We start from the raw sequence: 22,443 nt of genomic DNA on the forward strand, positions 1-22,443 counted from the left end.
AAAGATTGAATTGCTATATGATGGGTATAAGAGCAAACTGGGGGCGAAGAAATGAAACGTATGATTCCATTGATTTTAGCCATTGTCATGGGAATATTAATTATCAATCCTATTCGAGGATTAGCGGCACTTCATATAAATGATGAAGCACAATTTTTAACAAATCTAGAAATTGAACAACTAGAGAGACAATTTGAAAATACTCGCTATGAATATTTAATCCTTTCAGTAACGGAAATGGAGAATAACAGCATTGCAGCTGAGGCGGAAATGCTTTATGAACAAAATAATGTTGATGCAATTTTATTATTAAACACGGATTATGATGTTCAGTTGCAAACAGGGAATGAATTAGAAGCTGTCATTATGACTGGATACGGTCAATATGCCTATGAAGAATTATTAGAGGATACGTTTATTGATTCTGCTGTAGATGGAGATTTTGTCAGGGGAATTGAACGACTCATTTATGAAATGGAGTCAAGAGCAGAGGCTTACTACACTAGTATTAATGATTCAAATCCAAGTGAAAATGAATCATCTACAGGGATAGTGACACCTGATCAATCTCCAAATTCAATCTCAGCTAGTACTGTCATTCAAGCACTATTAATTGTCGCCCTTTTTATCGGTGCTGTAATCGTCTTTTTTAAATTTCGTTCGAGAAAAAGAATGGAACGAGAAAAAGCTGAGCTTAAAGAACGTCAAAACCGCTTGCTTTCTAAAGTATTAAATCCTTTTAATAAAACAAGTGATCGTTTAAAACTAGCCAAAGGTGAAACCGAAGTAGCCTTAAAAAAGTTAAATGCCGAGCTTTTTACTATTTTAACAAGTGCTAAAGAGCGTGAACAGCAAATTTCTAGACTAGGAAAACCGTCAAAAATAAGCAAGTTTTCTCAACGGCTTGATCCGATTGTGCAACAGACAGAAGTGGATGAACAAGCGCTTATTGGACTTGAACAAGACGTCAAACAGTTTTTTCAGAGTGAAATGGAAACGACTAAAAAGATAAAGCAATTATTTGCTTCCATTGATAAATTTGAGATGGAATTTAAGGAATATACACAACAGGTCGGAAAGCCTTATGCAAGTTTGCAAGCTGACATAATCGAGGTTAAGAAAAAGGTTGAACAAGTAAAGCAACTAGAAAGGCAGTTTGATTTTATTGGAGCTCAAAATCAAATAATGCCAGTAAATAAAGAAATTGTCGGGTTAGCTGACAAACTTCAACTGTTACAGGAGTTAGAGCAAGTACCTACAAATTTAGAAGCAGAGCTTGTTATGAAAGAAACTAGAATCAAGGAAAGGATTAAAGCTGAAAACCTTCGTTATATTGATGATAAAATAGTTAGCTTTTTTGAGAAAGCGAGGGTGAAATTTAGTCCTTTGACAAAGTTCATTGATGAAGGTGATGTAGTTAAGGCAAAAGAAATGATCGCCTCGATTCATCAAGATGTGATCGTGGCTGAAAATTACCTAGAAACGTTGATTTCAAATCGGAATGAAAGTAAAGAAATCGTCTACCGAATCGAAAATGATTTACGTTCGTTTTCTCATATAGATTCCAAATATGAGCATGAGCTAACGCGTTTACAAACGCATTTTGGCAAAGAACATTGGCATGATATTCCGAATTTGTATGAACGAATAAAACAGGAAATAGTATGGGTTCAACAAGAGTTGCCGTTCATTAAGGAATTACAACAGGAAGAGAGACAGCAGTATGAGGAGGCCTTTAAGAAAGCGTTAGTTGTTCAAGAGCGTTTTAGTGCCTTGAAAACAACTTATATCGAGTGTTTTGAGCGATTTAGTCATTTAGAAGAAAAACGAAAAGGGCTATTGACCTCAGTGGAGAAGCTTGAAAGGGACTGTGAGACTTTAATTACTTTAATAAAACGTGAAGAATTGCCATTTGATCAGCAACCATTGTCGATTTTAATCAATGATATTCGTTTTGAAGTTCATGAAGTCAATCAATCTAATATTTATTTAGATGAAGTAGCGAAACGGATAAATGGACTCCAACATCAATTTAAGAAAAAAGAAGAAGAAGTAAAAAGTTATTTGCGCCACAAACGTGACATTGAAAGACAATGGCAAGAGGCCGACCGCTCCTTCCAACAAGCTTCAAAGCGTTATGGCACAAAAATTTCAACTGAGCGATATCAACAACAATTTAAAGCAAATCAAAGTGAAATTCAGCATTTAATCTCTGTTGGCAAGTATGATCAAGCCAAAGGTAAGATTTCTGCGGTAACAAGTCTCTCTAATCATATGAGACGGGATCATGATCAAGTAGTGAAGGAAGAAAGAAGACGTCGTCAACAGGAAGAAGCAAGACGAAATAGTATTTCTTTTGTAGCTGGAACTCAAGTCGGCAAATCCTTTGGTTCGAGAAATAGCCAGAGAAGTGGAGGCAGCGGATTTGGCTCACGACCTGGAGGAGGTGGATCCCGAGGTGGAGGAGGCGGATTTGGCTCACGTGGAGGAGGATCCCGAGGCGGAGGCGGCAGTTTTGGCTCACGTGGAGGGGGAGGATCCCGAGGCGGAGGGGGAAGCTTTGGTTCACGTGGAGGAGGAAGAAAGCGATAAAGTTTTACACGAAAATGAAAGGATTAAATTTGAAAAACCACTAAGCCTTTAGAAGGTTTGGTGGTTTTTGTTTTTATTCTGCTGATTCTTCTTTTTTGGCATTCATTTTAGCTTTGAGCGCAGCAAGTTCAGAATCAACACTTGAGGATGTTGTTAAAGCAGCTAATTCATCATCAAGTGAACGGTTTGCACTGCGTAATTCCTCTGAGCTAGCAGCTTCAGCTTCAGTGCGCATCACTTTTTCTTCCATTCGATCAAAACCAGATTTGGCGCCACCAATACCTGATAATGAACGATTCACTTTTGTACGAGCCTTGGCACTTTCAGAGCGAGCTTTTAATGAATCTTTTTTCATTTTCATTTCTCTTAATTCTTCGTTCATTTCACGAAGTTTGGCTTTTAATTCTTCTGACAGTTTTTTCGCTTCTTCCCAAGATGTTTTCAAAGAGTCAGCGTGTTCACTATGTTTATTTTTGTCTTCTAACACTCGTCTTGCTAAATCTTCATCACCCGTTTCAAGTGCTGTCATCGCTTGCTCTTCGCGTTTCGTCACAAGGGCAGCAGCTTCTGCATATTGTTTTTCAAGTAATTTTTCATTAGCTATTTGCTTAGCAACAGCAGATTCTACGTCAGCTATATCATTTTCCATATCAATCACAAATTGATCGACCATTTTAACAGGGTCTTCTGCTTTACTCAGTAATGAATTTAGTTCAGATGATACGATTGTACGGACACGATTAAAAAAACGAAACATCTTCATCCCTCCAGAAAAGTTAATTTATTCTATTTTACCACAATGTATAAGCTTTGGTGTGCATCTATAGTATAGTTACGAATTATAACAAAAAAGGTTTCAATAATTATCGTTTTTTTATCATAAAGTGAAGCAGATTGCCAATATCGTTCGTATTGTGCGAGAGTCTTTTCATGCTTCCGGTTATTTCCATAGCAATTTCCAGGTGTTATTTTCCTTGAGCACGATAACGGTTTGAGTGATTTTAAGGAGTCCATATTTCGAATCGTAATTTTGTTCCACTTCGATTTTATAGCCGTTTACTGTTTCCTCTGGATGGTTCGTTAAAGAATAATTTGAAATTTTTTTCGGTGAGTTCAATGAATAATCAAAGGTCTCACTGCCGAAATGACCCATAAAAACGTGGGCCCGATCTTGAATGTAACTGGATTGAGAAAATTGTTCTTGAACGGATGAATGTAAAAGTTGCCATGATGATGAAAATTGAGCATCTTGTTCGTATTGATAGAAGGTGTCAACGACTCTTTTTGCTTGTTTGGCTTCAGAAGGGGAGAGTAAAAAGATAAAAAGTATCAATATTAAAAATACAAGTATGAGTGTCATGTAAGGTCTTCGTTGTCTACGAATCATATCGGCCTCCAAATAAAAGGATAAATTTAGGTTTTACACTATACTTATTCGATTTAATGGCTTGTATGAGAATAGAAAGGCTTCTTTTTTGAAAGAATTTTTATAAAGTGTGCATATAACTTTTTAAAGGTAAGAGGAGTGAGGGAGATAAGTTCAATTGGGGTAATGAGAAGATTTTGGAAAACCAAGACATGACATAAAAAAGGTTTTCAAAAGCGATTAAAGAGCTTCTAAGAAAACCTTTTTTTATTAATACATTTATACGACTTAGAATTGTAATTTTATTCTTTGTCTTCGGCTTGCTTTTTTTCTATTTCAGCTAATTTAGCTATTAGAATATGTTGTGGCATATGCATGATTTGCTCAATCGGTACATTTAATGACTCCGCTAGTTTTTGAGCAGTTTCAGCAGAAATTTGTAAAGGTCTCATTTAGTTAAAAGCCTCCTAACTAGGTTAATATCTTAGTTCTTTTTAGTGTAACGTATTTAATTTCTTTGTGCATTAATTATTAAAAATTTGTAGATTTAGACAATTCCTTTATTGCAGTAAAGAAGAATCTCATCACAGTTCAAAAGGAATTGGAATTATCAAAATATTTTATGGAATCTTTGTTAAATTTATTGACTTATAGGGAGAATGAGTTAGTATTGATATAATATTCAAAAAATTAAATTTGTAAGAAAACAGAGGTGTTTTATCATGAAATATGCGTTTGCAAAGCGTGTCCGTCATCTTCAATCTTCAGCAGTTCGCGATATTTTAAAAGTAGTAGGTCAAGGCGATGTGATATCGTTTGCTGGTGGATTACCGGATGATGAGCTTTTTCCAATGCAAGGAATTGAAGAGGCATTTTCACGTGTATTTGCGGCGGGGAAAGGGTCAGCTTTACAGTATGCAGAAACGGAAGGGTTTCGGCCGTTAAGGGAAACGATTATTGAAAGGATGAAAAATAAAAAAGGAATTACAAACTATTCCTCTGATGAAGTATTGGTTACGACTGGTTCTCAACAAGCAATTGATCTATTTTCACGGGTTATGTTAGGGCCTGGTGATGTGATTTTAACAGAGGATCCTACGTACTTAGCTGCGCTTCAGGTTTTTAATTCATATGAAGCTAATATCATTGCCGTTGATTCAGATGATGATGGGATGTTACCAGATGATCTAGAGCTTAAGATGAAACAGTATAAGCCTAAAACTGTTTATGTCGTACCAACATTCTCGAATCCGGCAGGACGTGTGTGGTCTTTGGAACGACGGAAAGCTTTAATTCGTTTGGCTCATAAGTATAATGTGGTTGTCTTTGAAGATGATCCTTATGGTGAGTTACAGTTTTCACCTGATGAAAAATATACACCACTGGCTGCATTAGATGATGGATCACATGTTTTATATACGAGTACATTTTCAAAAATTGCTGTACCTGCCTTACGAACTGGTTGGATTGTCGGTCCTTACCAAGTTATTCGAATGATGTCACAAGCAAAACAAGCCAATGATTTGCATACGAACTCATTATCTCAACAAGCCTTATATCAATTATGTACAAATTTTGATTTAGATGGCCATATTCAAAGCTTAATATCGGTTTATCGTTCACGGATGGAAGCGATGGTTGATTGTTTGCAGAAAGCTGATTTACCTGAATTGTCGTTTGTAAAACCTAAAGGTGGAATGTTTTTGTGGGTGGAACTGAGCGAGCGCTTGAACACCACGATTTTATTAAATGAAGCGGTAAAAAATGGTGTAGCTTATGTTCCAGGAGAGCCATTTTATGCAGGCTTAGCAAAGAAAAATACGATGAGGTTAAACTTCACACATTCATCACCAGAACGAATTGAAAAGGGGATTAATGCTTTAGTTGATGTCCTATCTAACAATGTGGAACAACAAGAACACTTTTTTGTGTAATAAAAAGATATAAAAAACTGTTTCAAGTGTGATTGCTTGAAACAGTTTTTCTTAATGAATCTTAAAAATATGGCTAATTTCTAAATTGATCTTACTCACTTTCTTACATTTGTTGAAGTCTTTTTATTCGTTCATCTGGTGCAGGGTGAGTGGAGAAAAGATTTTTTGCCTTTTTCTTTAATGGATCTGAAAAGTATAAAGGGGCTGATGTGCTTGATGCCTCTTTTACAGGTGTATCTACTGTCGTAATTTTCCTTAAAGCAGAGGCTAGGGCATGCGGGTTCCTCGTGAGCTCTGCTGCAGACGCATCAGCTAAAAATTCACGATTGCGTGAAATAGCTAAACGAATTAATGTCGCAATAATAGGTGCGAAAATTAATAAAACAAAAGCGATTATAAAAATAATTGGTGACTGATTGTTGTTGTCACGACGACTTCGGCCAGAGTAATAAAGCATACGCGAGCCAAGGTCACTTAAAATAGCAACTACAGAAACAAGGGCAATGGCAATTGTTGCTAAGCGAATATCATAATTTCGAATATGCGCAATTTCATGAGCGACAACGCCTTCGATTTCTTCGCGGTTTAGGCGATCTAATAATCCTGTAGTAACCGCGACAGCCCCTTTTTTCGGTGATGTCCCAGTTGCAAAAGCATTGGGACTTGAATCATTAATAATATAAACTTTAGGTGTTGGCACTCGGGCAGCCAGAGCTAAACCTTCAACGGTATTCCATAAAAAGGGATTATCTTGTGCACTTTTAATTTCTCTAGCATGATTCATTTTCATCACGACATTTGTGCTAGATAATAGCATGATAAGTGTATAACCGCCCCCGATAATGGCTGCTATCGCCATCCCACTGTAATAATCACCCATTCTTATATAAGAAAAAGCCGCACCAACTGCTAAGACAAATAAAATAAAACCGGTCACAATAATGACTGTATGACGTTTATTCCTCTCGATTTGTTTATATAAAACCACGATGTTCCCTCCGATTCATTAAAATTGAACCTTCACATTTTCGTGTTCCTCTGCAGGAATAGAGAACATATTTTCTTTTTGGAAGTTGTGTAAGGATGCAACAATATTCGTTGGAATGGAGTCAATTTTCGTATTGTACTCACGAACTGTTTTATTATAAAGCTGCCTTGAGTAGGCTATTTTATTTTCTGTACCTGTTAGTTCTTCTTGAAGCATTAAAAAGTTTTGATTCGCTTTTAAATCGGGATAGTCTTCACGTAAAGCGAATAGCTGTCTCAACCCAGCACTAAGTTGATTGTTCGCTTCCATTTGTTCTTCTCTCGTTTGGTCAGGAGCCACTGTTTGATTTCGAAGCTGAACAATTTTGGCAAAAGTCTCTTGCTCATGTTTGGTATATCCTTTTACCGTTTCAATTAAATTAGGAATTAAATCGTAACGTCGTTTTAATTGGTTTTCAATTTGATACCATGATTCCTCCACCCAATTTCGATATTTAACTAATGAATTATAGCAAACAATCCAAATAATAATGATCAGAAGGATAATTCCTCCTCCTATTAGAAAACCCATACATTTAATCTCCCTTCGTGTATTTAATTATTCAACTTTCGCAACGTATGATTGACCCTTAACCGTTGATTGAGATTAACTTTAGGGGATACAATACTCAAATTGACTTTACATGAACGGTTCAATCATTGACAGTCTGAACACATCTCTTCGTAGGCTGTTGAAGGAAACTGTGCAGTAAAATTAAGAGCTTCGGCTGTCGCTCCCAAAACCATACTCCGCGTCCTGCGGGAACCTGGCGAGCCTCCTCGGCAAGCCTTGCGGGGTCTCGCTCCACGGTTTATTCCCGCGGGAGTCTCCGTATGGTTTTGTCCGCTAAGTGTCGTGGAGAGGCTTGATGATATGGCCATTCTCAATCAGCTATTTCTAACGCAGAAGGACCTTCTTCTTCACTTTGTTGGTTATGGAACTAAATAGGTAGTTGCCACCTATTTTTTCCTAAGTCTGTAGTCATCAAAAGACAGGATAAACAAGCTCGATCATCTAGCTAATGTACAGAGCATCAACACGGATTGGTTTACAACTGTAACGGAATGAGTCATGGAAGGAGAAAAATCATTCTCAAGCTAATGTATTTTGAAGTAATGCCTATTTTTTTATTCCATGAGAAAACTGAACCTAGATTCGATTCCATTATCTAGCGGACAAACAGACACGGAGACTCCCGCAGGAATAAACCGTCCAATGAGACCCCGCAAGCGTGAAACGCTGAGGAGGCTCATGAGGTTCCTGCAGGACGCGGAGTGTCTGTTTGGGAGCGACCGCCGAAGCGCATTGTACATTGTCTATTTTTTCTTAATGCACAGTTTATCCGTTTGGTGTGATAGTACGTTCTCGCTTTTCAAACGTGTCAAGGGCATTTATTTAAGAGCTTCTATTCGCTCTGCCAACTAGTTGAACGGATTTTCTCGATGCGAAAGTTGAGTTAATTATTCTTTCTACGTTATGTAAGGCAATGAAGTTTCATTTTTTAGCATACCATGAGTAGCTACTTGTTTGAATAAGTTTTCTGTTAACGGTGGATTTTGGTTTTGGTCGTGGTTGGTGTGAAAAAAGGGAGGAGGAAAGCTGTGCAAAAGAAATATGGCCGAGGTTGATGCGTAAAAAGAGTCGAGAAACGCCGCCATACATTAAAACATAGCTCTAAAAGTTAGTCATTTATTAATTTCCGTTAATTGCTAATTTTTTTTGTACATAAGAACAGCAAAAAAAACAAACTATGATTACACAAGGAGGTGAAACAAAATGGCAAACAACAACAGCTCAAATCAACTTCTCGTACCTGGTGTACAGCAAGCACTTGATCAAATGAAATATGAAATTGCTTCAGAATTTGGCGTTCAACTTGGACCAGACGCAACTTCTCGTGCGAACGGTTCTGTTGGTGGAGAAATCACTAAACGTTTAGTTCAAATGGCTGAACAACAATTTGGTGGTCAGCAAAAATAATAAAGATGGATTAAGAGGTGAGTAATGAGTCTCACCTCTTCTTAATTCCCTTTCAAAGTAGGTGAATGAATTGAGCATTTGCCCCGTTTGTAATGGGCTAAAAGCGATGACGAACAAATGTGAGAATTGCCAAACACCGATTATAGATTATGGCAGGATAAGTGATTATGAAGATAAATATAGTGCATATGAAGAAATTGATTTAAACAAATTGAACAATCAAATTGAAAAAGATTACTCAGAGCATTTATGTGCTCATTATTTATATTGTCCTACTTGTCGGGAAACGAAGATAAAATTGTTACATGAATTATAAAAACCCCAATATTCAATAAGAATATCGGGGTTAGCGTTGATTAACGAATACGTAATTCAGTATCTTGGTCAAAGAAGTGGGCTTTGTTCATATCAAAAGCTAATTCGATTGATTGACCGTTTTGAACATCTGTACGAGAGTCAACACGGGCAACAAAATCTTGACCTTCAACTGTAGAGTAAAGGATCGTTTCCGCACCTAGTAACTCGGCAACATCAATTGTCGCTTTAAGTTTTGTTCCTGGTGAAGATTCAATAAAGATAAGCTCGTCGTGGATATCTTCTGGACGAATACCTAAAATAACTTCTTTGTCAGCATATCCTCTTTCACGTAGAATCGATAATTTTCCTGCAGGGACTTGAAGAGCAAATTTACCAATTTTAAAAATGTCTCCTTCTAATTTACCTGCTAAGAAGTTCATCGATGGCGAACCGATAAAGCCTCCAACGAATACATTTTCAGGGTTATCGTAAACTTCTTTAGGTGATCCTACTTGTTGAATAAAACCATCTTTCATAATTACGATACGTGTGGCCATTGTCATCGCTTCAGTTTGGTCATGTGTTACATAAATCGTTGTTGTTTGTAGACGTTTATGAAGTTTTGTAATTTCCGCACGCATTTGAACACGAAGTTTAGCATCAAGGTTAGATAATGGCTCATCCATTAAGAATACTTTAGGGTCACGGACGATGGCACGACCAAGTGCTACACGTTGACGCTGACCACCAGACATTGCTTTCGGCTTACGGTCAAGCATTTCTTCAAGTCCAAGAATTTTCGCTGCTTCTTTTACACGACGATCGATTTCGTCTTTTTTGAATTTACGAAGTTTTAAACCAAAAGCCATGTTATCGTATACATTCATATGTGGATAAAGAGCGTAGTTTTGGAATACCATCGCGATATCACGATCTTTAGGGGCAACGTCATTCATACGTTTGTCACCAATCATTAAGTCCCCTTTAGAAATATCTTCAAGTCCAGCAATCATACGAAGAGTTGTTGATTTACCACAACCAGATGGACCTACGAATACAACAAATTCTTTATCTTGAATATCTAAGTTAAAGTCCGTTACGGCTTGTACATCCCCATCATAAATCTTATAAATATTTTTTAATTGAATATCTGCCATGTTATGTACCTCCTCGATTTGTTAGTTTTATTGTAAATGCTTTCATAGTGAAAAGACTATGGGGAGAGTGCACAAACTTTAGAGTGATCTTTGTGCAATTTGTATACATCTTGTCCAAGAAACTCTCTTATTAATGTTTTTTTAGTGGAAGTAATAACAATAGCGAATAGACAAAAGCAGCTTGTGAGAACTGTTTCAGATCAATCCCGGTTTTATCGCTAAATTTATCGAGACGGTACTGCAAACTATTTCGATGCATATGTAATGTTTTAGCAGCTAACGATATGTTTAAATTCGATTCAAAATAAACGGAAATACTATTTAATAAATCAAAGTCATGAAGAATCTCCTCTGTAAAAAAGGATTTCATAAACTGATTTCGTTCATTTGTAGGGATAAAGGAATGTAAATAATAAACATAGGCCTCATGGATATGGAATACCCTTTTTTTTGGATTTAAGCTTTGGATATTTTCAAGACATTGTTGTTCCCATTTAAATTGTTCCATTTTGGGTTCGGCTACTTCAGCTCCAATTAAAATCGTTAAATCTGCATAAAAGTCGGAGGACATAGCATCTATTAAACTTTCAAAGTCATTTTTTTCTCGAGTCATTTCATTTGTATTAATGACAACTCCATTCTTTTGGCTAAACCAAATAATAGAACTCGGTTCCTCAGACATACTGTCCCAAATATCATGAAAGGCGTCATAATCATCAATGGATTGTTCAAGCGTGAAATGAATAAAACGTATGTTAGCGGTATTAGGAGCTAAATTTCTTTCTCCTAAAAACCATTTATTCCACTCGTTTTCTTCAGGCGTTTTCGGTTCAGGAATATGTACAAATTCTGGATAAAGCTCTTTAAGTAAAAGTAATTCTTTTTCGGTTAAGTGTTCCCTTTTAAAACCAATTGCTTCACCTTCAATATTTAGCCATAATAATGAGTCATGTACTGAAGGGCGTTGGTTTTTAACAATTCCTTCAGCAAATACTCGTTTTAATTTATCCTTGTTCATATCTAGCTCCTTTAAATGAATCTTGCCATTATTATATCAAATCATCAGAGCTTAAGGGGAGAGTTTACCTTCCATAACGAAGGAAGGGCTGTCATAAGGTCAACAAAATGCCCTTTGACAACCCTTTTTTATTGTTGTAAATCGTTATAGTCGGGGGTAGGAGAACTTTTCCTCATTAATCTTTTTCAGAGTTTGGTGGGCTTTCTTTTTCGAGTTCTCTAGCTTGTTCAATTTTGCCACTTTGATGTTCGTTTACGGTTCCTCCACCTAACCCTTCATTTATCATTCGATCCACATCCATAAAAAACTCTTCACGACCTTCTGTGTGAGCTTCTTCTTCATGTTTCTTTTTGTCAGGCATAAATTTCGCCTCCTTTTTATTAAATAGGATTTGAATAGAAAGGTTAATTATTCGTTAAATTTTTAAGGATATTTTTAACATTTTTGTGGTCGTTTTAAAATGGGTTCTCTATGCAACTTTGTCACGCTAGTATACGTACCTATATTTAGCGTATAATGAATCGAATCAAACGAATGATTGGAACAGGTGAGGAGTGACTCAAACATGGAGAATATGTGGACGATCGTATTTATGGTTATCGTCGGTGCCTTAATTGGTGGATTAACAAATTTATTAGCGATAAGAATGCTTTTTAGGCCATATAAACAAATAAAAGTAGGTACATTTAAAGTCCCTTTTACCCCTGGTTTAATTCCGAAAAGGCATCAAGAAATTGCTAAACAGTTAGGGGATACAGTCGTAAAGTACTTATTAACGAGTGACGGTTTAGCTGAGAAGGTTAAAAGTGAAGCCTTTATAAATGGTTTTACATCTTGGATACAAATAGAAGCGAATAAGGTACTTGAAAGTGAAGAAACACTTGCTAGCTTTTTAGAAAAGAAATGGAAAATCGACAAACCGAAAAAGCAACTACAATTAAAAATTGACCAACATTTAGGAGCGGAATATGAGGCTTTTTTTGATAAGCATAAAGAAACTACGATTGTGACATTAATGCCGATTGAGCTTAGTAAAAAGGTTCAACAGTCGATTCCAGCAATGGCTGAATGGATTCAAGATAATTTTGATCAAAAGTTACAAAGTTCAGAAGGGAAAGAGCAATTAAATGCGATGGTTGAGCGATATTTGCTTAAAAAAGGGACATTGGGCAATATGCTGAAAATGTTTTTAGGTAACGATAGACTTGTCGATAAACTTCAGCCACAAATAAGTAAACTGATTCAAGATGAACAAACAAAGGAATTAATTGAAAGTGTTTTAAGGAAAGAGTGGTATCAAATTCAAAATAAACCGATTGAGGACTTAAAAGGGTTGGTAACGAAAGAGCAGTTCTTGACTAATCTATCGCCATTTGTTCAAGAAAAAATGCCTGTCGTTAATTGGTTAGACAAGCCTATCTCAGAAATTTCGAAAACATACCAGGCACAAATAATCAATCGAATCATTCCATCTATTGTTAAGTTTGTGATAGATGTATTGGTTGAGCGACTACCGTTTATTTTGGAAAAACTCCAATTGGAAGAAATTGTCCGTAAACAAGTAGAGGGATTCCCATTAGAACGATTAGAAGAGATAGTTGTTTCGATAGCAAAGCGAGAATTGAAGATGATCACTTGGTTAGGAGCTTTTTTAGGAGGGTTTATTGGGTTATTCCAAGGACTTATCGTATTATTTCTTGTGTAAGTGCTTAGGTCTTTTAGGTTATAAGATGATTTATTTGTTCAGACATGTTATAGTCGTTAAGACAAATTTTTGAGGAGGACTTTAAAATGTCAAACGTATATGATAAAGCCCAAGAACTAAAGAAAGCTATTGCAGAAAGTGAAGATTTTAAAACATTAAAAACATTACACGAGCAAATTGGTCAAGATGATATTGCGAAAAAAATGCTAGATAATTTCCGCCAACTTCAATTAGACCTTCAAAGAAAACAAATGCAAGGTGAGCAAATTTCTGAAGAAGAGGTGCAAAAAGCACAACAACAATTTGAGCTTGTGCAACAGCACGAACTTATTTCAAAATTAATGGAAGCTGAACAACGCCTTAGTGTGACTATTGGTGATGTGAATAAGATTATCACTGAGCCATTAGAAGAAATTTATGGAAATCCTGATCAACAATAATTGTGTTTGATTCGGCTTTTAATTGTAAGGTCGATTTTCAATATGATATTAGTAAAAGCCCGGTTGTGTCATCTCGATGACGTTACCGGGTTTTTACTATATTGAGAAAAGGATATTCAAAGAAATCTGTTTGATGTGGGAGAGCAACCCTTGAACAGAAGAGACTAAAGGATGGAATCTATGCGTCTTGATTGGAAAGGTTCACTCCAAAGCAATTCATTGTTACTTTGTTGGACCGTTTCCTTTTTTGATTTTTTTACTAAAAAGGGTGGCTATATGAATCACAAAACCAACAAATAATCCTAATGATAGGCTACCAAGGATGACCATCCAAATATTAGTTTCAAATGAGGATGGTTGTCCTAGTGACAAAAATAGAAAAAAGAGCGGAATTAATATATATAAATAAACAGGTAGTTTCATGGGGGATGTATCCTTTCTAAATAGAGCTTGAATAAATATATAGGTGGTGAAAATCACTATTACTCATTATATGAAACCAATTGGATTTAGTCTATGGAATATTAGATTCCTTCCCAGCAAAAAGTTCTAAGATTTTATTTCAATTCATAACTATAGATAAGCACAGTCAAGTACAGAAGAGTTAGTCACCAAGAGGAGGAAACGATATGACTTATCGATTGTTAGCGATAAACATTGACGGAGCGCTTCTTCAATCAGATACGAAAATTAGTCGACAAACCAAAGCGGCAATCGACTATGTAAAAAGTAAGGGAGTCATTGTCACTTTAATTACATCAAAGCCTTATTTGTCAGCTTTAAAATTTGCAAAAGCTTTAAAACTTGAGGAGTATATGATTTGTAGTGATGGAGCGTATATCGCTAAAGACAAAGAGGAAGCATTATATTCAAATCGAATTAAAGAGGCTCAAGCAGAGGAAATTGTCGATATTTTTGAGCGCTATGATTGTCATTTTCGAGTCTTCCATGAGTTTTATTCCCTTGGAAATAAGATAAAACAGAAAAATCATATGGTTGCTAAAATGACATTGAATTTAGATGAACCAAGATTCTACCCATTGTCATTTGTTGATTCGGTTTATGACCGTTTAGTTGATAATCCGTTAGCACCGTTAAAGATACAAGCTCAGTTTGCACTAGAGGATGAGTTAAAAAGAGCGATTGACCAAATAAAGGAGATGAATCAATCTTTTATTATAAAAACAGGCTCATCTAATCAGATTGAAATTATTCAATCAGGAGTATCTAAAGTCAAAGCACTTCGTTTACTCGCCAATTATTTGAATGTGAAAATGGAGGAAGTTGTGGCTATCGGAGTAACTGAAAGTGATCGTGAAATGGTGGCAGAAGCAGGTTTAGGAGTTGCAATGGGAGATGCGATAGACGAGGTTAAACAGGTCGCAAGTTGGGTGACCCGCTCAAAAGAAGAGGACGGTGTCGCTTATATGGTACGAGAAGTCTTTAGAAAGCAACTACGAGTGCAAATATAACCATAAAAGGAACGATTGCTTTAGAAATGCGTCGGTTAAGTGATTATTACTGTCGCTCTCCAGCTTGTCGAAAAAGTCTCTTTTACGAGACGATCGGCAAGCTTTTTGCATTTGCGGGAGTAATTATGATAGGCGCTCATGTGCTGCACCTTAAGTTGGGTGACCTGCATTTAGTAGGCATAGCTTTATAGATTAGCAACATTTTGTATTTGAAATATTTAATTAATTGCTACTTTCATATTTATTGATTTATAATAATAAAAAAGCTTCGGTTTTAGAAGGAAGGGGGGATAAGATGTTTGAGGTTATTATTGATACATGGTCTTTTTGGTGTAGTGTACTCTTAACGATTTGGTTAGTAGCGGCATATACAAAGGCAGAATTATTTCGCTTTGAATATGCTCATAAAACTTACTTGTTTTCAAGAAAACTAAACTTTTTAACAAAAGAGATCGAATTGTTACCTATCAATAGTTGCATTCAGAGGTTTTATCGTCCTAAAATTCCTTGCTACTATGATCATTCAAATGATGATGAAGATTCTTCCCTTATTAATTTTGCGAAATAATCGTTTAATTAATAAGGAGGATTTAAGTGAAATCAAATACAAAAGTTCTAATCTTTTTATTATTTATTGCTGTACTTTTAGCAGGCTGTGGTACGAATCAACCTATTAGTGCTGAATCAACAGGAGTCTGGAATCACTTTTTTGTTTATCCGATGTCTTGGCTCATTATTCAGACGGCTGGAATTTTTAAAGGGAACTTTGGGATTGCGATCATTCTAGTAACGATTTCGATTCGTTTTCTCTTGTTACCGCTCGTATTAAAGCAGCAAAAAAGCTCTAAAGCGATGCAGGCGTTGAAACCTGAATTAGATGAACTCCAAAAAAAGTATAAGTCCGATAAACCAGATCCAAAAAAACAGCAGGAAATGCAAAAGGAAATGATGGCTCTTTATCAACAGCATGGTGTAAATCCAATTGCTGGTTGTTTGCCGATGTTGGTGCAAATGCCTATTTTAATGGCGTTTTACTTTGCAATTATGAGGACTGAAGCGATTGCCGGAACCTCCTTTTTATGGTTCAACTTAGGACAACCTGATTTGTTTTTACCTTTTGTGGCCGGTGTAACAACAATGATTCAGTTAAGAATGACTTCAGCTGAAATGCCCGCTCAGATGAAAATCATTATGTATATTATGCCTGTGATGATTGTTGTTGCGGGATTATCGTTACCTTCTGCCTTATCTATGTATTGGGTTGTCGGAAATATATTTACGATTTTCCAAACGTATTTTGTTGTTATTTTGCCGAAGAAACAAATAGAGCAACAACAAGTATCAAAAGTATAAATGATGACGTAAGCTCCTAAAAAGTGAAAGCTTTTTAGGAGCTTTTTTACGTTAGGGAGCAGGCAAAATGTTAGTGATGTAAAGGGTTTACGAATGTTTTTTTATTACTCAGAGATTGCTTTTAGCTCCGCATTCACCCATTTTCTTTTAATGAATAGACTATTTTATGAGTTTAAGAAAGGGGTGTAAAGATGAATCAGCAGCACAATTTGGAACAAATTAAAGTGAGTTGTCAACAATATATAAATCAGCCTGTTTCTGTTCAGTATCAAGGGCAAGTGATTAATGGAGTAATTGAAAATGTTGATGATGAGCAGTTGTATTTATTAGTTGCCGTTGATGATAATGGCCAGTATGTTGATTTAGCTCAACTTATGCAGGAGCAATACCAGAGCGGTTCACATGAACAAGAGCAGATTCAAAGAAATCCTTACTATAATCCATATCCAGCATATTATCCAGGTTATTATTACCCAAGTTATTATCCGTACCCGAGACCTATTAATTGGAATCGCCTTGTCTTACCACTTGCGGCCTTAACAGCTATTGCGTTATTATAATTTTGCTTTAGTAGAGCATATGTAAAGCTATTTTCATTGGCATTCAACCTCCAATGAAGATAGCTTTTTTTGAATCGAGCAAATAAAGGACATTTTTCACAAGATTCAGGGTTAATTTGTAAAAAATAGTGTGAACTTGTCTAAACAGGTGCATATTTAAATAAGAAAAGGTATGATAGGATCAAAATTAAGGTTTCATTTACCAGTAATAGTGGAATAATAAATTTATTAACTATGCCGTTAAAATTGGAGAAACTTTTCAAAAATATAAGAGGTTAATTGAGGAGGATGCGAGTTGAGTGAGTATCTCGTTTATCTAGTAGAAGATGAAGAAAATTTATCAGAAGTATTAAAAGCTTATTTGGAAAAAGAAAATTGGGAAGTAAGAGTGTTCGATAATGGTCAAGATGCGGCAGATGCCGTTGAGGATAAACCACATTTATGGATATTAGATATTATGTTACCAGGAATGGATGGTTATCAATTATTGAAAACAATTAAACAAAATGAAGATACACCGGTTATATTCATTTCAGCACGGGACCAAGATTTAGATCGAGTATTAGGACTAGAAATGGGAAGCGATGATTATTTAGCTAAACCATTTCTACCACAAGAGTTAATTATCCGAGCAAAAAAGCTTATTAATCGAGTATATGGAACATCGAATCAGGAACAGAAGAAAATAGAAATCAATCAATATGTTGTTGATCCAATTGGGCGTACAGTTGCTGATATGGAGATTGGTGAGGATGCCCTTGTTGATTTGACAACGAAAGAGATGGATCTTGTTTTATTATTAACAGGTGATATTGGAAAAGCTTTTTCGAGAGATAAAATTATTGAGCATGTGTGGGGAGAAAATTATTTCGGCTCTGAACGTGCGGTTGACGATGTCGTTCGTCGTGTCAGGAAAAAGATGCCAAGAGTTCATCTTGAAACACTGTATGGCTATGGCTACCGAATCTTATCATCATGATTAAAGTAAATTTAACGCAACGAATTTGGCTTGCGTTTATATCCCTAATTGTGTTAGTTGGATTATCCGTGATTATTATTTTTCCGATTTCCATTAAGGATACATTAACAGAGGAAACTTATCGCTTAATTGAAAGAGAACAGGAACGCCTTAGCAATCCGCTAATTGATTTTATTAATCCTCCAGATGATGATGGTGGTTTTCTTGACCGTAGTGAGGCTGGCAAGGTGTTTCATTTAGTTATTTTTGATACACTTGGCAGACCCCCTGGTGGTGATACGATCCCACCAGCAGATGTTTTACGGCAAATGGCGGTCAATGCCTTTAATCAAGATGCTATACATGGACGCTATGAATTGCAATACGGTGGACAAACGGTTTTTTATGTCGTAAAAGAGGACGTGCTCTGGGGCCAAAAAGCGTATCGTATTTCGTTTATGTGGGATACATATCGGGATCAAATGGTGAACAAGCTTTGGGAACGCTTGCTGTATTTATTTTTATTAACGAGTGTCCTTAGTTTGCTTCCGGCGATTTGGTTAAAGCATTATCTTAGACAGCCATTAATCATTTTAGGAAATCATCTAGAGCAAATTGCGAACCGGGATTGGAAAGAGCCTCTTAAGTGGAAAGGGGATGAAGATTTCCAAAGGTTATCCGATCAATTTGAGAAGATGAGGCAGAACTTGAATATTTATGATAGTGCTCAAAAAACATTTATTCAGCACGCTTCACATGAGCTAAAAACACCGATAATGGTCATCAAAAGTTATGCTCAATCTGTAAAGGATGGTATTTTGCCTAAACAAAACTTAGAGCGTACAATGGACGTTATCATTGAAGAAAGCAATCGAATGGAGCGTAGAGTCATTGATATGCTCTATTATACGAAGCTTGATTCATTTAAAGAAGATGCATTAAATCAAAAAGAGTTTATTTTTGGCTCGTTAGCTTTTGAAATTGAAGAAAGATTTCGTGTCCAACGGGAAGATGTTAAAATTTATGTAAATCATTCGGATATGAAATTAAAAGGTGATGAAGAACAATTAGAAGTTTTATTAGAAAACCTAGTTGAGAATGCATTACGTTATGCTGTCAGTTCGATCTGGATTGATGCCGAACAAAAAGAGGACAAAATCATTATTTCAGTTGAAAATGATGGGGAGCCAATTCCTGAGGATGACATTCCAAAGCTTTTTAATCCTTTTTACAAAGGGAATAACGGAAAATTTGGCTTAGGTTTGGCGATTGTTAAACGAATTGCGGAGCTTCACCACGGCTATGCGGAAATTGAAAATACAGCTTCTGGGGTAAAAATGAAAGTGTATCTTCCAGCAATTGAAGAACTGGAAACAAACCCTAAAGCAAAACGCAAAAATAAAAAGCAATAAATATAGTCTAGGATTTATATTAGATGTTGAGTTAAAAACAAAGCGCTCTAAAAAAGTTGGACGACTGTCATTCTGGTCATCCAACTTTTTCTTATTGGAAACTCCTTATATATTGTATCTAACATAACCTCCTGTACAAAGGTGCTATTTGCAATTAAATAATAAGATGCCTCTTGTTTTGTATCGCTTAGGAGGAAGGCAGACGGTGAAAAGTATGCTATACTAATACAAATACATTAGGCTCGAGGTGATAGGATGAGTAAAGGAATCAGATATCATCAAGTAGGAGATAAAATTGATAGTTATTTTCTTATCAAAACAGCAACAAGAGGAATAGCGAGTAATGGGAAGCCATTTCTAACGTTAATCTTGGGTGATCATTCTGGCGAGATTGATGCAAAGCTATGGGGCTGTTCTCCAGACGATGAGGCGACATTCGTAAGCAAGTCGATCGTTCACTTAACGGGTGAACTAGGAGAATATAGAGGAAGAAACCAATTGAAATTACAAAGTATCAGACCAACGACGGCGATGGATAATGTAAAGTTGGCTGATTTTGTTCGTTCAGCCCCACTTTCTCCGGAGGATATGTTAGAGCAAGTCACTCAATATATTTTTGAGATGAAAAACCCTAATATCCAACGTATTACACGTCATTTATTAAAAAAACATCAGGCAGCCTTTTTGGAATCGCCAGCAGCAACCAAAAATCATCATGAGTTTTTCTCAGGGCTTGCTTATCATGTCGTCTCGATGTTACATATTTCAAAAAGCCTTTCCCAATTGTATCCGTCTCTAGATACAGATTTATTGTATGCTGGGATCATCTTACATGATCTAGGAAAAGTTCGGGAATTATCAGGTCCAATTGATACAGTCTATACATTAGAAGGGAATTTACTTGGGCATATTACAATCATGGTTAATGAAATTGACGAAGCGGCAAAGGAATTAAATATTGAAGGAGAAGAGGTATTAATTCTCCAGCATATGGTTCTAAGCCATCATGGTAAAGGGGAATGGGGAAGTCCAAAGGCACCTCAAATTAAAGAAGCAGAACTCCTACATTTGATTGATAATATTGATGCAAAAATGAATATGTTAGATCGAGCGTTAGAGAGGGTTCAGCCGGGAGGTTTTTCTGAGAGAGTGATGGCATTAGATAACAGAAGCTTCTATAAACCTAGCTTTCATGAACCCCCATTAGACTTATAATAGGTAATCACTATATTTAAAGGAAAGCTGTTGAGGGGAAACTCAGCAGCTTTTTTGCTATTCCTTTTATTACAATGTAAGCAGAAGCTCTTGTGTCTTAGCAAAATATGATTGCAGAGTGTGTTTTACTCAAGTTTGTTAGTTCTATCTAAATGAACTATTGCATACTTAATAGTAATGGACAAGTTTTAAAGGAGGAAAAAAATGAATTCAAATAAGGCAAGTCAACGAATCGCTTTATTTTTACTAATTGCTCTTGTTGTAGTCTTTCTATTTACGCAAACAAGTTTAGGGGGAATACTATTAGCAAGCCCTTGGTGGATCTTCCTCGTTATTTTTGGGATTTTGTTTAGTGCCTATATGAGCATGAAGTACTCTCTAGAGGAACGTCATGTTGAGCATGAATTCATTGAAAAAGAGGGACAAATTTATCTTGAAAGAATAGAAGAGGAAAGAGAAAAAAGGAAGATAGAAAAATCCTAGCGATTTCTAATCGCTAGGATTTTATTATGGCTCTTATTCTTCTTCATCTGCCCCTGCTCCAGGAGCTTCGTTTGAGAATAAATCACTATATCTTGAGTCTCTAACATCAATATCAGCCTCATCTAAAATTTCTGCTAAAACCTCAGGGCCTGATTTTGCTTGTTGAGCTTCTAAAGCTGCTGCAATTTCTTCTTCAAAGTCTTCAAAAGTTGATTTTTTTCCAGTTACTTTAATGATATGGTAGCCATATTCTGATTGAACGATTTCGCTTACTTCGTCAATTTCTAATTCAAAAGCGGCTTCAGAAAATTCAGGAACCATTTGACCACGAGGGAAGTACCCAAGCTCGCCACCTCTTGAAGCTGAACCATCAATGGAGTACTCAATCGCCAACTCAGCAAAGTCTTCACCGGCATTAATTTTCTCTAAAATTTCTTCTGCTTCTTCTTCTTCTGTTACAAGGATATGACTTGCTTCTACTTGTTCTTCATACATCTCTTGGTTTTCTTCGTAATACGCTTGTTTATCTTCATCTGTTACATTTACATCCTTTTTCGCTAACGCTTCGATAACAAGAGGAGGAATAATATAACCTTCGATAAATTGATCAACAGACGTCACGTGAATATTGAAGTTATTTTCAAGTGCTTCAAATAGTTCTTCATCTGTTTCAATTTGTAAATTCGTTTTTAAATAATCTAATTCTTCATCAATTTCCTCTTGTGTCACTCCTGAATTTTCCTGTTGACCAAGGATGGCTTGGCGCTCCACTAATTCAGAAAGAGTTTCATCTCCATAACGACTTTTTAAGATGGAAACGAGTTCACCTTCTGTAATTTCTGTTCCGTTTACTACAACAATAGGAGCATCGTCTGCTGTTGTATCCTCGTTGTTACATGCTGCTAATAATGTAAAGGCAGCTAGTCCTACCGCAGTAAGTATGTACTTTTTCATTTTTTTCACTCCTCTAAGTTAGGTCGACACTGTCATAATCTAATCACAGGGTCTACTATACCATAAATAGTTAAATTAGAAAAAGTTTTTCGTAAAGGATCATTAAATTGGATCACCTTTATTTGTGGAAAACGCTGAATTTTTTTGTTTTCTGGACAAAAGAATAAGGTTTTTAGCCTTAATTTGGGTCATTCGCCCAGTACAGATAGAAGGCATTTGCATAAGATATCCTAACAAAGCACAGAGGAGGTGTTATTATGTCTCACGCATACCAAGGTGGATTTGCGTTGATCGTTGTATTGTTCATCTTATTAGTCATTGTAGGTGCAGCTTGGTTGTAAGCTGGCGACGACATCTCTTTTTTTTGGAGTAATCAATCACATAGCTTCAACTAAACTAAAAATTAAATTATTCTAAGGAGGATTTACTATGGGTTATTCATACGGAAATAGCGGTTTCGCGTTAATCGTTGTATTATTCATCCTATTAGTTATCATCGGTGCTTCTTGGGTTTGCTAAT

26 protein-coding genes are annotated in these 22,443 nt (G+C 36.2%); 16 read left to right on the top strand and 10 right to left on the bottom strand.

Annotated features, from left to right (window positions below; translation table 11 throughout):
* The first annotated feature begins 51 nt into the window (after positions 1–51).
* Positions 52–2,592, top strand: a complete 2,541-nt coding sequence (locus BALCAV_RS22535) for a hypothetical protein (RefSeq protein ID WP_004427527.1) — start codon at positions 52–54, stop codon at positions 2,590–2,592.
* A 73-nt stretch (positions 2,593–2,665) separates the two neighbouring features.
* Here BALCAV_RS22535 and BALCAV_RS06045 read toward each other — a convergent pair whose 3' ends face one another.
* The 3 genes from BALCAV_RS06045 to BALCAV_RS21550 all read right to left on the bottom strand — a co-directional run bounded on the left by BALCAV_RS06045 (position 2,666) and on the right by BALCAV_RS21550 (position 4,410).
* The gene (locus tag BALCAV_RS06045; RefSeq protein WP_004427529.1) at positions 2,666–3,349 is read right to left on the bottom strand and encodes a PspA/IM30 family protein; all 684 of its coding nucleotides are present in this window, start codon (positions 3,347–3,349) and stop codon (positions 2,666–2,668) included.
* A gap of 183 nt (positions 3,350–3,532) precedes the next feature.
* The gene (locus tag BALCAV_RS06050; protein ID WP_004427531.1) at positions 3,533–3,979 is read right to left on the bottom strand and encodes a hypothetical protein; all 447 of its coding nucleotides are present in this window, start codon (positions 3,977–3,979) and stop codon (positions 3,533–3,535) included.
* A 281-nt stretch (positions 3,980–4,260) separates the two neighbouring features.
* Entirely contained in the window at positions 4,261–4,410 is a 150-nt protein-coding gene (locus tag BALCAV_RS21550; RefSeq protein ID WP_004427533.1) for a YycC family protein, read from the bottom strand.
* Between the two features lie 270 nt (positions 4,411–4,680).
* On the opposite strand from BALCAV_RS21550, the gene BALCAV_RS06055 reads away from it, so the two are divergent.
* Positions 4,681–5,892: an aminotransferase-like domain-containing protein gene (locus BALCAV_RS06055; protein ID WP_004427535.1), complete on the top strand. Its 1,212-nt coding sequence runs from the start codon at positions 4,681–4,683 to the stop codon at positions 5,890–5,892.
* Between the two features lie 103 nt (positions 5,893–5,995).
* On the opposite strand, the gene htpX is transcribed toward BALCAV_RS06055, so the two are convergent.
* Both htpX and BALCAV_RS06065 read right to left on the bottom strand, forming a co-directional pair.
* Entirely contained in the window at positions 5,996–6,880 is an 885-nt protein-coding gene (gene htpX / locus BALCAV_RS06060) for a zinc metalloprotease HtpX (RefSeq protein ID WP_004427538.1), read from the bottom strand.
* A gap of 18 nt (positions 6,881–6,898) precedes the next feature.
* Positions 6,899–7,450: a LemA family protein gene (locus BALCAV_RS06065; RefSeq protein ID WP_004427540.1), complete on the bottom strand. Its 552-nt coding sequence runs from the start codon at positions 7,448–7,450 to the stop codon at positions 6,899–6,901.
* 1,245 nt (positions 7,451–8,695) lie between these two features.
* Here BALCAV_RS06065 and BALCAV_RS06070 point away from each other — a divergent pair.
* Complete coding sequence (locus BALCAV_RS06070) at positions 8,696–8,899, top strand: alpha/beta-type small acid-soluble spore protein (RefSeq protein ID WP_003322901.1); 204 nt, start codon at positions 8,696–8,698, stop codon at positions 8,897–8,899.
* Between the two features lie 106 nt (positions 8,900–9,005).
* Positions 9,006–9,215, top strand: a complete 210-nt coding sequence (locus BALCAV_RS06075; RefSeq protein ID WP_052044344.1) for a hypothetical protein — start codon at positions 9,006–9,008, stop codon at positions 9,213–9,215.
* Positions 9,216–9,255: 40 nt separating this feature from the next.
* Here BALCAV_RS06075 and BALCAV_RS06080 read toward each other — a convergent pair whose 3' ends face one another.
* The 3 genes from BALCAV_RS06080 to BALCAV_RS06090 form a co-directional block, all read right to left on the bottom strand.
* Entirely contained in the window at positions 9,256–10,353 is a 1,098-nt protein-coding gene (locus BALCAV_RS06080; RefSeq protein ID WP_003322903.1) for an ABC transporter ATP-binding protein, read from the bottom strand.
* 130 nt (positions 10,354–10,483) lie between these two features.
* Positions 10,484–11,371, bottom strand: a complete 888-nt coding sequence (locus tag BALCAV_RS06085) for a PucR family transcriptional regulator (RefSeq protein WP_003322904.1) — start codon at positions 11,369–11,371, stop codon at positions 10,484–10,486.
* Between the two features lie 175 nt (positions 11,372–11,546).
* Entirely contained in the window at positions 11,547–11,732 is a 186-nt protein-coding gene (locus BALCAV_RS06090; protein ID WP_003322905.1) for a hypothetical protein, read from the bottom strand.
* Between the two features lie 204 nt (positions 11,733–11,936).
* On the opposite strand from BALCAV_RS06090, the gene BALCAV_RS06095 reads away from it, so the two are divergent.
* The gene (locus tag BALCAV_RS06095; protein WP_003322906.1) at positions 11,937–13,076 is read left to right on the top strand and encodes a DUF445 domain-containing protein; all 1,140 of its coding nucleotides are present in this window, start codon (positions 11,937–11,939) and stop codon (positions 13,074–13,076) included.
* 86 nt (positions 13,077–13,162) lie between these two features.
* Positions 13,163–13,516, top strand: a complete 354-nt coding sequence (locus BALCAV_RS06100) for a YlbF/YmcA family competence regulator (RefSeq protein ID WP_003322907.1) — start codon at positions 13,163–13,165, stop codon at positions 13,514–13,516.
* 222 nt (positions 13,517–13,738) lie between these two features.
* Here the strand turns inward: BALCAV_RS06100 and BALCAV_RS06105 are convergent, their stop codons facing one another.
* Positions 13,739–13,939 carry a hypothetical protein gene (locus BALCAV_RS06105; protein ID WP_003322909.1) on the bottom strand — a complete coding sequence of 67 codons (201 nt, stop codon included), beginning with the start codon at positions 13,937–13,939 and terminating at the stop codon, positions 13,739–13,741.
* A 206-nt stretch (positions 13,940–14,145) separates the two neighbouring features.
* Here BALCAV_RS06105 and BALCAV_RS06110 point away from each other — a divergent pair, with 206 nt between their 5' ends.
* The 8 genes from BALCAV_RS06110 (at position 14,146) to BALCAV_RS06145 (ending at position 20,969) form a co-directional block, all read left to right on the top strand.
* Positions 14,146–14,988: a Cof-type HAD-IIB family hydrolase gene (locus BALCAV_RS06110; protein ID WP_003322910.1), complete on the top strand. Its 843-nt coding sequence runs from the start codon at positions 14,146–14,148 to the stop codon at positions 14,986–14,988.
* Positions 14,989–15,283: 295 nt separating this feature from the next.
* Complete coding sequence (locus BALCAV_RS06115; RefSeq protein ID WP_003322911.1) at positions 15,284–15,556, top strand: hypothetical protein; 273 nt, start codon at positions 15,284–15,286, stop codon at positions 15,554–15,556.
* 26 nt (positions 15,557–15,582) lie between these two features.
* The gene (gene yidC, locus BALCAV_RS06120) at positions 15,583–16,341 is read left to right on the top strand and encodes a membrane protein insertase YidC (protein ID WP_003322912.1); all 759 of its coding nucleotides are present in this window, start codon (positions 15,583–15,585) and stop codon (positions 16,339–16,341) included.
* Between the two features lie 191 nt (positions 16,342–16,532).
* Positions 16,533–16,901 carry a hypothetical protein gene (locus BALCAV_RS21085; protein ID WP_003322913.1) on the top strand — a complete coding sequence of 123 codons (369 nt, stop codon included), beginning with the start codon at positions 16,533–16,535 and terminating at the stop codon, positions 16,899–16,901.
* A gap of 295 nt (positions 16,902–17,196) precedes the next feature.
* Entirely contained in the window at positions 17,197–17,880 is a 684-nt protein-coding gene (locus BALCAV_RS06130; protein WP_003322914.1) for a response regulator transcription factor, read from the top strand.
* A complete protein-coding gene (locus BALCAV_RS06135) occupies positions 17,877–19,271 on the top strand; it encodes a sensor histidine kinase (RefSeq protein ID WP_003322915.1) in 1,395 nt (464 codons plus the stop codon). The genes BALCAV_RS06130 and BALCAV_RS06135 overlap by 4 nt, the downstream gene beginning before the upstream one ends.
* Positions 19,272–19,526: 255 nt before the next feature.
* Positions 19,527–20,486, top strand: coding sequence for a 3'-5' exoribonuclease YhaM (gene yhaM, locus BALCAV_RS06140; RefSeq protein WP_003322916.1), 960 nt, complete (start codon positions 19,527–19,529; stop codon positions 20,484–20,486).
* 204 nt (positions 20,487–20,690) lie between these two features.
* The gene (locus BALCAV_RS06145; RefSeq protein ID WP_003322917.1) at positions 20,691–20,969 is read left to right on the top strand and encodes a sporulation YhaL family protein; all 279 of its coding nucleotides are present in this window, start codon (positions 20,691–20,693) and stop codon (positions 20,967–20,969) included.
* 33 nt (positions 20,970–21,002) lie between these two features.
* On the opposite strand, the gene BALCAV_RS06150 is transcribed toward BALCAV_RS06145, so the two are convergent.
* Positions 21,003–21,923, bottom strand: coding sequence for a peptidylprolyl isomerase (locus tag BALCAV_RS06150; RefSeq protein ID WP_003322918.1), 921 nt, complete (start codon positions 21,921–21,923; stop codon positions 21,003–21,005).
* A 257-nt stretch (positions 21,924–22,180) separates the two neighbouring features.
* Here BALCAV_RS06150 and BALCAV_RS21555 point away from each other — a divergent pair, with 257 nt between their 5' ends.
* Positions 22,181–22,264, top strand: coding sequence for a YjcZ family sporulation protein (locus tag BALCAV_RS21555; protein ID WP_081939220.1), 84 nt, complete (start codon positions 22,181–22,183; stop codon positions 22,262–22,264).
* Between the two features lie 88 nt (positions 22,265–22,352).
* Entirely contained in the window at positions 22,353–22,442 is a 90-nt protein-coding gene (locus BALCAV_RS06155; RefSeq protein WP_040323705.1) for a YjcZ family sporulation protein, read from the top strand.
* The last annotated feature ends 1 nt before the right edge of the window (position 22,443 follow it).

This window comes from Alkalihalobacillus alcalophilus ATCC 27647 = CGMCC 1.3604, from assembly GCF_000292245.2.
GTDB classification, from domain to species: Bacteria; Bacillota; Bacilli; order Bacillales; family Bacillaceae_D; genus Alkalihalobacillus; species Alkalihalobacillus alcalophilus.

What these genes read in the sequence shown, in the direction of transcription:
- BALCAV_RS22535 (WP_004427527.1), top strand. Translation starts at nt 52, where the DNA reads ATGAAACGTATGATTCCATTGATTTTAGCCATTGTCATGGGAATATTA.
- BALCAV_RS06045 (WP_004427529.1), bottom strand. Translation starts at nt 3,349, where the DNA reads ATGTTTCGTTTTTTTAATCGTGTCCGTACAATCGTATCATCTGAACTA.
- BALCAV_RS06050 (WP_004427531.1), bottom strand. Translation starts at nt 3,979, where the DNA reads ATGATTCGTAGACAACGAAGACCTTACATGACACTCATACTTGTATTT.
- BALCAV_RS21550 (WP_004427533.1), bottom strand. Translation starts at nt 4,410, where the DNA reads ATGAGACCTTTACAAATTTCTGCTGAAACTGCTCAAAAACTAGCGGAG.
- BALCAV_RS06055 (WP_004427535.1), top strand. Translation starts at nt 4,681, where the DNA reads ATGAAATATGCGTTTGCAAAGCGTGTCCGTCATCTTCAATCTTCAGCA.
- BALCAV_RS06065 (WP_004427540.1), bottom strand. Translation starts at nt 7,450, where the DNA reads ATGGGTTTTCTAATAGGAGGAGGAATTATCCTTCTGATCATTATTATT.
- BALCAV_RS06070 (WP_003322901.1), top strand. Translation starts at nt 8,696, where the DNA reads ATGGCAAACAACAACAGCTCAAATCAACTTCTCGTACCTGGTGTACAG.
- BALCAV_RS06075 (WP_052044344.1), top strand. Translation starts at nt 9,006, where the DNA reads ATGACGAACAAATGTGAGAATTGCCAAACACCGATTATAGATTATGGC.
- BALCAV_RS06080 (WP_003322903.1), bottom strand. Translation starts at nt 10,353, where the DNA reads ATGGCAGATATTCAATTAAAAAATATTTATAAGATTTATGATGGGGAT.
- BALCAV_RS06085 (WP_003322904.1), bottom strand. Translation starts at nt 11,371, where the DNA reads ATGAACAAGGATAAATTAAAACGAGTATTTGCTGAAGGAATTGTTAAA.
- BALCAV_RS06090 (WP_003322905.1), bottom strand. Translation starts at nt 11,732, where the DNA reads ATGCCTGACAAAAAGAAACATGAAGAAGAAGCTCACACAGAAGGTCGT.
- BALCAV_RS06095 (WP_003322906.1), top strand. Translation starts at nt 11,937, where the DNA reads ATGGAGAATATGTGGACGATCGTATTTATGGTTATCGTCGGTGCCTTA.
- BALCAV_RS06100 (WP_003322907.1), top strand. Translation starts at nt 13,163, where the DNA reads ATGTCAAACGTATATGATAAAGCCCAAGAACTAAAGAAAGCTATTGCA.
- BALCAV_RS06105 (WP_003322909.1), bottom strand. Translation starts at nt 13,939, where the DNA reads ATGAAACTACCTGTTTATTTATATATATTAATTCCGCTCTTTTTTCTA.
- BALCAV_RS06110 (WP_003322910.1), top strand. Translation starts at nt 14,146, where the DNA reads ATGACTTATCGATTGTTAGCGATAAACATTGACGGAGCGCTTCTTCAA.
- BALCAV_RS06115 (WP_003322911.1), top strand. Translation starts at nt 15,284, where the DNA reads ATGTTTGAGGTTATTATTGATACATGGTCTTTTTGGTGTAGTGTACTC.
- BALCAV_RS21085 (WP_003322913.1), top strand. Translation starts at nt 16,533, where the DNA reads ATGAATCAGCAGCACAATTTGGAACAAATTAAAGTGAGTTGTCAACAA.
- BALCAV_RS06135 (WP_003322915.1), top strand. Translation starts at nt 17,877, where the DNA reads ATGATTAAAGTAAATTTAACGCAACGAATTTGGCTTGCGTTTATATCC.
- yhaM (WP_003322916.1), top strand. Translation starts at nt 19,527, where the DNA reads ATGAGTAAAGGAATCAGATATCATCAAGTAGGAGATAAAATTGATAGT.
- BALCAV_RS06145 (WP_003322917.1), top strand. Translation starts at nt 20,691, where the DNA reads ATGAATTCAAATAAGGCAAGTCAACGAATCGCTTTATTTTTACTAATT.
- BALCAV_RS06150 (WP_003322918.1), bottom strand. Translation starts at nt 21,923, where the DNA reads ATGAAAAAGTACATACTTACTGCGGTAGGACTAGCTGCCTTTACATTA.
- BALCAV_RS21555 (WP_081939220.1), top strand. Translation starts at nt 22,181, where the DNA reads ATGTCTCACGCATACCAAGGTGGATTTGCGTTGATCGTTGTATTGTTC.
- BALCAV_RS06155 (WP_040323705.1), top strand. Translation starts at nt 22,353, where the DNA reads ATGGGTTATTCATACGGAAATAGCGGTTTCGCGTTAATCGTTGTATTA.